At 73.9% G+C, this 11,430-nt stretch carries 12 protein-coding genes; 4 read left to right on the top strand and 8 right to left on the bottom strand.

Annotated elements, in window-relative coordinates; translation table 11 throughout:
* On the top strand, nt 1-668 hold a 668-nt coding region (locus J0670_RS16625; protein ID WP_207812364.1), incomplete at its 5' end, for an aminodeoxychorismate/anthranilate synthase component II.
* A 33-nt stretch (nt 669-701) separates the two neighbouring features.
* Here J0670_RS16625 and J0670_RS16620 read toward each other — a convergent pair.
* Genes J0670_RS16620 through J0670_RS16610 form a run of 3 tightly spaced genes read right to left on the bottom strand, consistent with a single transcriptional unit; the run spans nt 702 to nt 3,426 of the window.
* Nucleotides 702-1,382: a response regulator transcription factor gene (locus J0670_RS16620; RefSeq protein WP_207812363.1), complete on the bottom strand. Its 681-nt coding sequence runs from the start codon at nt 1,380-1,382 to the stop codon at nt 702-704.
* Nucleotides 1,379-2,581: a MacS family sensor histidine kinase gene (gene macS, locus J0670_RS16615; RefSeq protein WP_243437112.1), complete on the bottom strand. Its 1,203-nt coding sequence runs from the start codon at nt 2,579-2,581 to the stop codon at nt 1,379-1,381. Before macS ends, J0670_RS16620 begins: the two co-directional genes overlap by 4 nt.
* A gap of 35 nt (nt 2,582-2,616) precedes the next feature.
* Nucleotides 2,617-3,426: a 1-acyl-sn-glycerol-3-phosphate acyltransferase gene (locus J0670_RS16610; RefSeq protein ID WP_207812366.1), complete on the bottom strand. Its 810-nt coding sequence runs from the start codon at nt 3,424-3,426 to the stop codon at nt 2,617-2,619.
* Between the two features lie 192 nt (nt 3,427-3,618).
* Here J0670_RS16610 and J0670_RS16605 point away from each other — a divergent pair, with 192 nt between their 5' ends.
* Together J0670_RS16605 and J0670_RS16600 are read left to right on the top strand one after the other, a co-directional pair.
* Nucleotides 3,619-4,413, top strand: coding sequence for a carboxylesterase (locus J0670_RS16605; protein WP_207812362.1), 795 nt, complete (start codon nt 3,619-3,621; stop codon nt 4,411-4,413).
* 134 nt (nt 4,414-4,547) lie between these two features.
* Nucleotides 4,548-5,030, top strand: coding sequence for a hypothetical protein (locus tag J0670_RS16600; RefSeq protein WP_307806548.1), 483 nt, complete (start codon nt 4,548-4,550; stop codon nt 5,028-5,030).
* 65 nt (nt 5,031-5,095) lie between these two features.
* On the opposite strand, the gene J0670_RS16595 is transcribed toward J0670_RS16600, so the two are convergent.
* The 5 genes from J0670_RS16595 to J0670_RS16575 form a co-directional block, all read right to left on the bottom strand.
* A complete protein-coding gene (locus tag J0670_RS16595) occupies nt 5,096-5,845 on the bottom strand; it encodes an endonuclease/exonuclease/phosphatase family protein (RefSeq protein ID WP_207812361.1) in 750 nt (249 codons plus the stop codon).
* Between the two features lie 122 nt (nt 5,846-5,967).
* Entirely contained in the window at nt 5,968-6,912 is a 945-nt protein-coding gene (locus J0670_RS16590; protein ID WP_207812360.1) for an ROK family glucokinase, read from the bottom strand.
* A 193-nt stretch (nt 6,913-7,105) separates the two neighbouring features.
* Nucleotides 7,106-7,540 (bottom strand): DUF5304 family protein, encoded by a 435-nt coding sequence (locus tag J0670_RS16585; protein ID WP_207812359.1) that lies wholly within the window; start codon nt 7,538-7,540, stop codon nt 7,106-7,108.
* Nucleotides 7,541-7,647: 107 nt separating this feature from the next.
* Nucleotides 7,648-8,820, bottom strand: a complete 1,173-nt coding sequence (locus tag J0670_RS16580) for an ArsA family ATPase (protein ID WP_207812358.1) — start codon at nt 8,818-8,820, stop codon at nt 7,648-7,650.
* A 25-nt stretch (nt 8,821-8,845) separates the two neighbouring features.
* Entirely contained in the window at nt 8,846-9,295 is a 450-nt protein-coding gene (locus J0670_RS16575; protein WP_207812357.1) for an SRPBCC family protein, read from the bottom strand.
* 358 nt (nt 9,296-9,653) lie between these two features.
* Between J0670_RS16575 and J0670_RS16570 the strand changes: the two genes are divergently transcribed.
* On the top strand, nt 9,654-11,430 hold a 1,777-nt coding region (locus J0670_RS16570), incomplete at its 3' end, for a long-chain fatty acid--CoA ligase (protein ID WP_207812356.1).

The raw sequence follows: 11,430 nt of genomic DNA, 5'->3' as shown, positions 1-11,430 counted from the left end.
GGGCCGACCTCGCGCCGTTCTGGCTGCGGATGCAGGCCCCGGCCCGGGTCACCGAGCCCGAGCCGACCCTGGTCGTGGACGGCGAGGACACCTTCACCTCGATGCTCGCCCACCTGCTGACCTCGCTCGGCCACCGGGTCCGCGTGGTCCGCTACGACGCGCCCGGCCTGCGCGAGCTGGTCGCGGCGCACCGCGGCCCGCTGGTGCTCGGCCCCGGCCCGGGCGACCCGGCGCTCGCCGACGACCCCAAGATGGCGGTGCTGCGCCCGGTCGTCGCCGACGCCCTGGCCGCCGTCCGCTCCGGTGCCCGCACCGCGCCGCTGCTCGCGGTCTGCCTCAGCCACCAGCTGCTCTCCGCCGAGCTCGGGCTCGCGCTCGGCCGCAAGGCCGTCCCGTACCAGGGGGCGCAGGAGGCCGTCGACCTGTTCGGCACCAAGCGGACGGTCGGCTTCTACAACACCTTCACCGCGCGCTGCTCGGACACCGACGCGGCCCGGCTCGCCGCCGAGGGCGTCGAGGTCGCCCGCGACCCCGCCACCGGCGACGTCCACGCCGTGCGCGGCCCCGGCTTCGCCGGCCTCCAGTTCCACCCGGAGTCGGTGCTCACCCGGGACGGCGTGGACATCGTGGCGGCCCTGCTGCGGGAAGCGACGACCGTACGGAGCTGAGCGGCCGAGGAGCGGCTCCCGCCCGGGAGCCGCTCACAGGTCGTCGTCCAGCCCCTGCTCGATCGCGTAGCGGACCAGCTCCACCCGGTTGTGCAGCTGGAGCTTGCCCAGCGTGTTCTGCACGTGGTTCTGCACCGTGCGGTGCGACAGCACCAGCCGGTCGGCGATCTGCCGGTAGGACAGGCCCTTGGCCACCAGCCGCAGCACCTCGGTCTCCCGGGCGGTCAGCTGCGGGACGGCGGGCGCCGAGGCCGGGGCCGGCTCGGTGGCCAGCCGCCGGAACTCGCCGAGCACCAGTCCGGCCAGGCCCGGGGTGAACACCGCGTCGCCGCCGGCCGTACGGCGCACCGCGTCCAGCAGTTCCTCCCGCCCGGCCGACTTCACCAGGTAGCCGGTCGCGCCGGACTTCACCGCCTCCAGCACGTCCTGGTGCTCGCCGCTGGCCGACAGCACCAGCACCCGCACCGCCGGGTCGTGCGCGACCACCTGGCGGCACACCTCGGCACCGGGCAGGCCGGGCAGGTTGAGGTCCAGCACGACGACCTGCGGCGAGCAGGCGCGGGCCCGGCGCACGGCCTCCTCGCCGTCGCCCGCCGTGGCCACCACGTCCAGCCCCGCCTCGGCCAGGTCGCGCGAGACGGCGTCCCGCCACATCGGGTGGTCGTCCACCACCATCACCCGCACCGGCCGGCCGGTCGTCGGCTGTTCGGTCATTCGGCACCCTCCCTCGGGACGCGCAGTTCCACCTCGACGCCCTCCCCGGGCGTCGAGTACAGCTCGGCCGTGCCGCCGAGGTCCAGCAGCCGGCCGCGGATCGACTGGGAGACGCCGAGCCGCCCGGCCCGCTCCGCCTCGCCGAGCCGCCCGGGGGCGAAGCCCGGGCCGTCGTCCCGGATGCTGACCGTGACGGCCTCCGGCTCGTCCTCCACCAGGATCCAGGCCCGGGCCCGCTCCCCCGCGTGCCGGCGGACGTTGTCGACAGCCGCACCGACCGCCGCGGCGAGTTCGCTCGCGGCCGGTCCCGGCAGCAGCACCGGGGTGCCGGGGGCGGAGAGCGTGATCCGCTCGTCGGCGTGCGGGCGCAGCAGCGCGGTCAGGTCGCGCGGCTCGGCGGCGTCGGCCTCCGGCCCGCGCTGAGCAGGGAGCGGGCCGCCGGTCATCAGCGCCCGCAGCGCGCGCTCCTGCTCGCCGGCCAGGCGGCCCAGCTCGGCGAAGTCCGTACCACCGGTACCATCGGCCGACTCCGCGCCCCGGCGCTGGACCAGGGCGAGCACCTGGAGCACGCCGTCGTGGATGTCCCGGGAGAGCCGCTCGCGCTCCCGGGTGGCCGCCTCGACCTGGAGCGCCCGGGTGAGGGTGGCCTCGCTGGCGCGGGCCAGCTCGATCACGTACCCGATCGCGACTCCGGCCACCATCAGCAGAACGATGTTGTGGATGTTGTCCCCGGTCGGACCGCCGTGGCCGAGGATGTTGGCGACGCCGACCACCGAGCCGGCCGCCGCCGAGGGGCGCCAGCCGCCCTTGGCGGCGAAGCCGAGCACCGTCCCGGCGGCCCATATGGTCGGCAGGGTGGGCGCGCCGTGGCTGATCCTGGCCGGGGCGTCCGTCAGCCCGCTCATCACGATGCCGGTCACGGCGAGGGCGAGGTCGAAGCCGAGGACCCACCAGGTGCAGCGCTGCGGGTTGGAGAAGGCGCGGGTGCTGGCGAGCGTCCACAGGGTGAGCGCGCCGAGGAAGATCCAGCCGGCGACGGGGTGCAGGAAGTGCAGGTAGGAGTTGAAGTACCGGAGCAGGGCGTAGCACAGGGCCAGCACCCGGAAGTAGGAGATGGCCTTCCACAGCGGGAGTTCGACGGACATGCCGCCGGCCGCCACCGTGCCGCCGACCGCGCCGGCTCTCGCGCCCTCCGTCATTCCCCCAGCCCCTCCCCCGGGCCCTGCCCGGGCCGTCAGGCCGACCCGGTCTCCTTCTGCTCCTGCTTCTCGGCCTGCTCGGCCTTCTCCTGCTTCTCGGCCTTCTCCGCCTCGGCGGCCTCGGCCCGCTCCGCCCGGGCGGCCGCGCGGCGCTCGGCGTCGGCCTTCTTCTTCTCGTCGGCGATCTGCCGCTTGGCGGCGGTCGCGTAGATGTCCACGTACTCCTGGCCGGAGAGCCGCATGATCTCGTACATCACCTCGTCCGTCACCGAACGGAGGATGAAGCGGTCGTTCTCCATGCCCTGGTAGCGGGAGAAGTCCAGCGGGCGGCCGATCCGGATGCCGGGGCGGATGCCGAAGCTCGGGATCACCTGGCCGGGCGGCTGCACCTTCTCGGTGTCGATCATGGCGACCGGGATCACCGGGGCGCCGGTGGCCAGCGCGACGCGGGCCAGGCCGCCGACCTTGCCGCGGTACAGCTTGCCGTCGGGCGAGCGGGTGCCCTCGGGGTAGACGCCGAACAGCTCGCCGCGCTCCAGCACCGCGATGGCGCTGCGGATCGCGGCCTCGCCGGCGCCGCGCACGCCCGAGCGGTCCACCGGCAGCTGCCCGACGCCCTTGAAGAAGGCGGCGGTCAGGCGGCCCTTGAGGCCCGGGGTGTTGAAGTACTCGGCCTTCGCGATGAACGTGACCCGGCGCTTGATCAGCGCGGGGAAGAAGAAGGAGTCCGAGAACGACAGGTGGTTGCTCGCGATGATCGCCGCACCCTCGGTGGGGATGTTCTCCTCCCCTTCGATCCACGGCCGGAAGAAGATCCGAAGCAGTGGCGCGACGATCATCTTCATCAGTCGGTAGAACAACCCGGGCCTCCTGTTATGCGGACCGGACGATCCTAATGCCCCGCGGCCGCGAGCTGCGCCCGGGCCCGCCGTCGGGGGGTGTACGTCCCGGCTCGGGGCATGGGACGATGCGGATTCCTGCAGCACCTCGTTCAGCGTCCCCTCCCCCAGCGCCACCCGCCCGCGAAGGAGTTCGCCATGCCGCTGCTGCCCGGTGCCGAACCGTACCGCCACCGGGGCGGACCGGTGGGCGTGCTGCTGTGCCACGGCTTCACCGGGTCGCCGCAGTCGCTGCGGCCGTGGGCCGAGGAGCTGGCCTCGGCCGGGTTCACCGTCTCGCTGCCGTTGCTCCCGGGGCACGGAAGCCGTTGGCAGGACATGCAGATCACCCGCTGGGAGGACTGGTACGCGGAGGTCGAGCGCGAGCTGCTGGCCCTCGCCGAGGAGTGCGAGCAGGTCTTCGTCTGCGCGCTGTCGATGGGCGGCGCGCTGGCGCTGCGGCTCGCCGCGCTGCACGGACCGACGGTCTCCGGGCTGGTGCTGGTCAACCCGTCGGTGCGCTCGGACAACCCGGCGAGCGTGCTGCTCCCGGTGCTCCGCCACCTCGTCCCGAGCCTGCCGGGGATCGCCGACGACATCAACCGACCGGGCGCGCACGAACTCGGCTACGACCGTACGCCGCTGCACGCCGCCTGGTCGCTGAGCCGGCTGTGGCGGGAGGTCCAGCGGCGGCTGCCGGAGGTGACCCAGCCGGTGCTGCTCTTCCACAGCCCGCAGGACCACGTCGTCTCGCCGGCCAACTCCGAACTGGTGCTGGCCCGGATATCCTCGACCGACGTGACGGAGCGGCTGTGCCAACGCAGCTTCCACGTCGCGACGCTGGACCACGACGCGGCGGAAATATTCGCGGGCAGCCTGGACTTCATCCGACGGCTGGCCCCCGCGCACTCGGCGGGTGCGGGCAGGGTCGAATCCGACGATCTCCATGGCTGAAGGGCCGGAAGTGCACGAGAGCAGCACGGCGGGCGGCGGGGACGAGAAGCCCCGCGAGGACGGCGCGCGGACGGACGGCGCGCGGCGCGCCCGAGCGCACCCAGGCCGAGCAGGACGCGATCTTCGCCGCCCTGGTGGCCCAGTTCGACGACCCGGTCGACCTCACCAACCCCAACTGGCCGGAGGTCGAGAACCTCCGGGCGCAGAACGAACTCAAGGGCGGGTTCAAGGACGGCGTCGGTCCCAAGGCCGATCCGGACGACCTCTCCGACCTGGCCCCGCAGCCCCGCCCGCGCTCCGGCCGGCCGGTGCTCCCGGCCGCCGGCTCCGGCCCGCGCGACTTCGAGCTGGCCGAGGAGACCGACGAGGGCCACTTCGTCCCGCCGGAGCCCCCGCCGCTGCCCCCGGCCGACGTGACCGCCAAGTTCGCCTGGCTGGCCGTGCTCGGCGGCCCGGCCCTGCTACTGGTCGACGCGGTGGTCTGGCGGGAGGTCTCCGGCTGGCCCGCGTGGGTCGGGATCACCGCCTTCCTGGGCGGCTTCGTCACCCTGGTGGCGCGGATGCGCGACCGCGACGAGGACGAGCCGGAGGACCCGGACCACGGCGCGGTGGTCTAGGGCCTGCCTCTTGGGTCCTTGCCGGGTCCGACAAGACCCAAGAGACAGGCCTTGAGGCCCGGCGGCTAGCCCTCGGGGAGTTCGACGACCGCGAGCACCGGCAGGTGGTCGGTCGCGGCCCGCAGGTCGGCCTCGGTGACGCCGGGCAGCCCGTGCGGCACCCCGCAGCCGAGGACGGTGATCCCGGGCGTGGCGAAGACGGCGTCGATCCGCTGGTACGGGCGTTCCGGGACGGAGGTGAACTCGCCGCCCCAGGGCGCGGTCGGGTACCCGTCCCACAGCCGCGAGGCCAGCAGCCGCCAGCCCGGCCCGTCCGGGTGTTCGTTGAAGTCCCCTGCCACGATGCCCTGTTCGGCGATCGCGAGCTGGTCGAGCAACAGCTCGAACTGCCCGTACCGCTCCTCCGGGTCCAGGCTGAGGTGGCAGCTGGTGACGGTGAACGGCGCCGCGCCGGGCAGTCGCAGCAGCGCGCCGGCGAAGCCCCGCGCGTGCAGGCCGCGGGTCTTGGGCAGCAGCCGGTCGTGCACCTCCAGCAGTTCCACCGCGCCGGGCCGGCCGAGCAGCAGCGGCCCGGCGGCGGTGCGGCCGCCCCCGGCCAGCACGGCCGTCCCGGTGCTCCGGGCCAGCCAGGCGGCCTGCCCCTCGGGCCGCCAGTAGCGCGGTGACTCCTGGATGCAGACCAGGTCGGGCGCGCAGGCCCGGATCACCCGGACCAGCGCCCGCCGGTCGTCGCGCAGCGAGCGGATGTTGTAGCTGAGCAGCCGCAGCCGACGCGGGCCGGACGGCGGCGGTTCGATGGGCGCGACGGCGGTCATGGTCCTCCCCGGTGCGGTTGTCACTGGGTCAGACCGTAGTGCGACGGCGGCGGTGCGTCCGGGATTGGTCGGGGCCCGGTCGCACCGCCGCCGGCGGGCTCAGGAGGTGGTCAGGACGCGCGTCAGGAGGTGCGGGCGAGGTCGGCCGCGCCGACGATGCCGGCCGCGGAGCCCATCGAGGCCAGCACGACCTCGGCGCGCGGGCGGTGCACACCACCGGTCAGGTAGTGCTCGAAGGCCTTGGCGACCGGGTCGAGCAGCAGCCGGCCCGAGTCGGAGACGCCCCCGCCGAGGACGAAGACGCCCGGGTCGAACAGCGCGGCGAGGTCGGCCATGCCGCGGCCCAGCCAGTCGGACAGCTCGGCGTAGCACTCCAGGGCGAGGGGGTCGCCCTCCTCGGCGGCCTGGGTGATGTGGATGCCGCGGATGGTCTCGGCGACACCGTCGTTGAGCTCCAGCATCCGGCGGCCGCGCACCTGGTCGGCCGCCGCCTTCTCCCGGCCGTAGCGGCGCAGCGCCCGGCCGGAGCCGTACTGCTCCCAGCAGCCCTTGCCGCCGCAGCCGCACTGGAGGCCGTCCGGGACCATGTTGAGGTGGCCGATCTCGCCGGCCACGCCGAAGCGGCCGCGGTGCAGCCGGCCGTCCAGGACGATGCCGCCGCCGATGCCGGTGCCGACGGTGATCAGCACCATGTCCTGGTGCTCGGCGGCCGCGCCGAAGCGGAACTCGGCCCAGGCGGCGCAGTTGGCGTCGTTCTCGACCACCGTGGGCAGGCCGATGAGCTCCTCGATCCGGCCGCGCAGCGGCTCGTTCTCCCAGTCGATGTTGGGCGCGAAGATCACCGTGGAGCGGTTGCTGTCGACGAACCCGGGGGCGCCGACGCCGACCGCGGTGACGTCGGGGTGCTGCTCCTTGAGTTCGCGCACGGCCTGCGCGATGGCGTCGACCGCCCACTGCGGGTCGGCCGGGGTGGGCACCCGGGTCCGGGCGAGGATCGCGCCCGCGTCGTCGACCACGCCTGCCGCGATCTTGGTCCCGCCGACATCGACGCCGATGGTCAGAGCCATGTGTCCCTCAGCTATTCACTCGTTCCCGCTGGACGGAACGCTACCGCCCAACCCTGGCCCCCGTACACAGCCTCGCATACATTATCCGAAGACATTTCCGGGACAACCGAGCCGCGACGCTTCAAAAGTCGTATCTAATCTCCTTCTTCGTGACGTACGAGAGCAGGCCGATCACGCTCCGAAGGTTACGGATTCACTGCTTGGCGGACGGCCCGTCAGCCTCTTCGGCCCCCTCGGCCCCGCCCGGCGCGTCGAGGTCGATCTTCTCGGTGGACGCACCCGCCCCGGCCGTCCAGCGCCGCTCGTGCCCGGCCACCGCGGCGCGGTAGGCGGCCAGCAGCTCGGTGCCCGCGGCGGCGATCCCGGAGCCGGCCGCGGCGAGGTGGCCGTAGACCTCGGGCTGCTGGGTGCGCAGGCGGTCGGCCAGCCCGGAGAGGGTGATCAGGGTGGTGGCGCCGGTCTCCTGCGCCTTCTCTCCGAGCGCGGTGGCGAACCGGCGCACCTCGTCCACCAGCGGGCCCAGCTCCGGCCCGAACGGATGGGCCTGGCCGCCGTCGGGCCCGGTGCCGTCGCCGCCCGGCTCGGTGCGGTCGCCGTCGGGCTCGGTGCGGTCGTCGGTGCTGGTCATCGCGGGCGCCTCCTCAGCCGTGGCCGCACCCCGCGGCCCTCGGGCCCCGACGCTACCCGAACGGCCCTGGGGCCCGTTTCCGAGCCCCGGAAAGGCCCGAAAGGCCGTCAGCCCCGCGGCCAGAGCGCCGGGTCGGGTGCGAACCGCACCGAGAGCACCCCGTCCTGCAGCCCCGCCCCGGCCACCGTGCAGCGGCGCAGCGCGGAGGGCAGGGTGAGCACCCGGCGGTGGGCGCCGATGCCGACGACCAGTTCGTCGCCCCGGCGGACCAGGTCCAGCTCGGTGCGGTCGGCGCCGGGCAGGTCGAGGTGCCAGACCAGCAGGCCGTCCTCGGCGAGCCGGTCCTCGACGGTCCACGGCTCGGGATCGAGCCGCTCGGGGCCTGGCCCGTCCCCGTACAGCCGGTCGGCGACCGCCTCCAGGGTGGCCTCGGCCAGGCCGGTGACCAGCACCGGGGCGTCGGTGGCGGCGGTCAGCCGGTCCAGCTCCTCCTGGCGGCGGCGGGCCAGCGCGGCCAGCCAGGGATCGGGCGAGGCGAGGGCGGCCGGCGGCAGCCCGCCGTGCACCACCACGGCGTCCGGCCGGTGTCCGTACAGCGCGAACCCGGCCCGTATCCGGCGCAGTTCCTCGTACGGGTGGCCGTCGGCCGGGACGACCAGGCGCACGCTGGTGCCCGGATCGCTGATCGCGGCGCGGGACTCGGCGAGCACCGCGGCGGCCTTGGTGCGCCCCTCGTACAGCCACTCGGCGGGCATCGGTACCCCGGCCAGCCCGGCCAGCAGCGGGCGCAGCGCCCGGGCGGCCTGCCGCTGCTCGGGGACCAGCCGGTCGAGGTAGCGCTCCAGCTGCTCGGGCAGGGCGAGGGTGGCGATCAGCTCGGCGGGCGGCGGGGCGAGCACGACCAGGACGTCCTGGTCGGCGGCGGGCAGGGCGCGCAGCAGGGCGAGCCGGGCGATGCCGGGGAGGGCCGTCAGCTCCTCGGGGTCGAGCTGTTCGGCGCCGAGCAGGTCGAGGGCGGGCTTGAGCCGGCCGGCCAGCTCGCCGACGACGTAGCGGAAGGCGGCCTGCTCGTCGATCCGGGACACGGTCAGGCCCGGGGCGTGGCGGACCGGTTCGGGTTCCAGGCGGGTGCCGAGGACGGAGTCCAGGGCGCGGTGCGGGTCCTCGGCGGCCAGCAGCCAGGTGCGGTGGCCGCGCCGGGCGGCGTGCAGGGCGGTGGCCGCGGCCACGGTGGGCGCGCCCGAGTCGCCGCTGACCAGGATGGTGCGTGTCGCCGTCATGCCGTCCAGCCCCCGATCCGCCGTGTCAGCCCTTGGCCGCGTCGCCCTCGACGCGCTTCTTCAGACCGGCCAGGGCGCGGTCGATGATGACCTTCTCGGCCTTGCGCTTGATCATGCCGAGCATCGGGATCTTGACGTCCACGGCGAGCTGGTAGGTGACCTCGGTACGGCCGCCGGCCAGCGGGGCGAGGGTGTAGGAGCCGTCCAGCGAGCGGAGCATCTGGCTGCGGACGAGGGTCCAGCTGACCTCGCGGTCGCCGTCCCAGGTGTAGGCGAGGACGTGCTCGTCGCGGATGGCGCCGGCGTCCAGCAGCAGCCGGACCTCGGCGGCGCGGCCCTCCGGGCCGGTCTCCAGGACCTCGATCTCCTTGACCTCGCCGGTCCAGGCCGGGTAGGCGGCGAAGTCGGCGATCACGGCCATCACCGTGGCCGGGGTCGCGTCGATGGTGATGCTCGACCTGGTGTGCTCCGCCATGGAATGGCCCTCCGCCTCGTCCCTCTGCCTGCCGGTCCGGTCGAGGCGCGCTCGACCCGTATCCGCCCGGAGCAGGCTATCGCGACCGGCGATCGACTCGGCCGCACGGGCGCCGGGAGAACGCCGTGCGGGCACCGGGCGAGCACGAACGCGAGCCGGGTGGCAGCGGGCGGCGGGGCATGCTACCGGCCGGTCACCGAGTGCCTGTCGTAGGGTGCCAGTCGAACGACCCGGTCACGGCCAGGTCCGACCCGGCCGGGTGTGACACTTCGAACACCGGAGCCGACCCCCCTGGTCGAAGCTGCCTACCGGGCAGTAACGTCCTGCCGTCCCGCAGCGTCGCGAACGAGGAGCAGTCTTGCTCGACTTCAGCCTTCCGGCCCTCTACCAGGTACCGAGCGGCGGTAACCTCGCCGACCCTGTGCACCGGAACGCCGAGGAGCACCCGGACGTCGCGGTGCTCAGCCGGAAGGTGGACGGCCACTGGCAGGAGTTGACCGCGGTGCAGTTCCTGGCCGAGGTGCACGCCACGGCGAAGGGCCTGATCGCCGCGGGCATCGAGCCGGGCGACCGGGTGGGCGTCATGTCCCGCACCCGGTACGAGTGGACGCTGCTCGACTTCGCCATCTGGACGGCCGGCGCGATCACCGTGCCGGTGTACGAGACCTCCTCCGCCGAGCAGGTCGAGTGGATCCTCGGCGACTCCGGTGCGGTCGCCCTGGTCACCGAGACCGCCCAGCACGTCGCGGTGGTCGAGGAGGTCCGCGACCGGCTGCCGGAGCTGAAGCAGACCTGGCAGATCGAGGGCGGCGCGATCGCCGCGCTGGCCGAGGCCGGGAAGGACGTCCCGGACGCCACGATCCACGAGCGCCGCCGGATCGCCGGCCCCGACTCGGTCGCGACCATCGTCTACACCTCGGGCACCACCGGCCGGCCGAAGGGCTGTCAGCTGACGCACGGCAACTTCCTCGCCGAGTGCGGCAACGTCATCGAGCGCCTGGCCCCGCTGTTCCGCACCGGTGAGAGCTCCGTCCTGCTCTTCCTGCCGCTGGCCCACGTGTTCGCCCGGATCGTCGAGATCGCCCCGGCGATGGCCCCGATCAAGCTCGGCCACGTCTCCGACGTCAGGAACGTCACCGCCGAGCTGGCCGCCTTCAAGCCGAGCCTGATCCTGGGCGTGCCCCGGGTGTTCGAGAAGGTCTACAACACCGCCCGCGCCAAGGCCCAGGCCGACGGCAAGGGCAAGATCTTCGACAAGGCCGCCGACACCGCGATCGCCTACAGCCGGGCCCTGGACGCCGGCGGCCCGGGCCTGGTCCTGCGGGTCAAGCACGCGGTCTTCGACAAGCTGGTCTACAGCAAGCTGCGCGCCGCCCTCGGCGGCCGGGCCACCCACGCGATCTCCGGCGGCGCCCCGCTAGGCGAGCGACTGGGCCACTTCTACCGGGGCATCGGCTTCACCGTCCTGGAGGGCTACGGCCTGACCGAGACCTGCGCGGCCACCGCCTTCAACCCGTGGGACAAGCCGAAGATCGGCACGGTCGGCCAGCCGGTCCCCGGCGCCTCGGTCCGGATCGCCGAGGACGGCGAGGTCTTCTTCAAGGGCCCGCACGTCTTCACCGGCTACTGGAACAACCCGCAGGCCACCGCCGAGACCCTCAAGGACGGCTGGATCGCCACCGGCGACCTCGGCTCGCTGGACTCCGAGGGCTACCTGACCATCACCGGCCGCAAGAAGGAGATCATCGTCACCGCCGGCGGCAAGAACGTCGCCCCGGCCGTGATCGAGGACCGGATCCGGGCCCACGCCCTGGTCGGCGAGGTCATGGTGGTCGGCGACCGCAAGCCCTTCGTCGCCTGCCTGATCACCGTCGACCCGGACTTCTTCCCCAAGTGGAAGGAGCTCAACGGCAAGCCCGCCACCGCCACCGTCGCCGAACTCGCCGACGACCCGGACCTGCTGGCCGCCCTCCAGACCGCGGTGGACGACGGCAACGCGGCCGTCTCGCACGCCGAGGCGGTCAAGAAGTTCCGCCTGCTCGACACCGAGTTCTCCGAGGAGAGCGGCCACCTGACGCCCTCGCTCAAGCTCAAGCGCAACGTCGTGCTGAAGGACTTCGCGGCCGAGATCGAGG

It is taken from the genome of Streptomyces sp. FH025, assembly GCF_017427025.1.
GTDB lineage: Bacteria > Actinomycetota > Actinomycetes > Streptomycetales > Streptomycetaceae > Kitasatospora.
This window is presented reverse-complemented; position numbering and strand designations above follow the sequence as displayed.

Coding starts and splice junctions, on each gene's coding strand:
- J0670_RS16620 (WP_207812363.1), bottom strand. CDS start 1,382: ATGACCGAACAGCCGACGACCGGCCGGCCGGTGCGGGTGATGGTGGTG.
- macS (WP_243437112.1), bottom strand. CDS start 2,581: ATGACGGAGGGCGCGAGAGCCGGCGCGGTCGGCGGCACGGTGGCGGCC.
- J0670_RS16610 (WP_207812366.1), bottom strand. CDS start 3,426: ATGAAGATGATCGTCGCGCCACTGCTTCGGATCTTCTTCCGGCCGTGG.
- J0670_RS16605 (WP_207812362.1), top strand. CDS start 3,619: ATGCCGCTGCTGCCCGGTGCCGAACCGTACCGCCACCGGGGCGGACCG.
- J0670_RS16595 (WP_207812361.1), bottom strand. CDS start 5,845: ATGACCGCCGTCGCGCCCATCGAACCGCCGCCGTCCGGCCCGCGTCGG.
- J0670_RS16590 (WP_207812360.1), bottom strand. CDS start 6,912: ATGGCTCTGACCATCGGCGTCGATGTCGGCGGGACCAAGATCGCGGCA.
- J0670_RS16585 (WP_207812359.1), bottom strand. CDS start 7,540: ATGACCAGCACCGACGACCGCACCGAGCCCGACGGCGACCGCACCGAG.
- J0670_RS16580 (WP_207812358.1), bottom strand. CDS start 8,820: ATGACGGCGACACGCACCATCCTGGTCAGCGGCGACTCGGGCGCGCCC.
- J0670_RS16575 (WP_207812357.1), bottom strand. CDS start 9,295: ATGGCGGAGCACACCAGGTCGAGCATCACCATCGACGCGACCCCGGCC.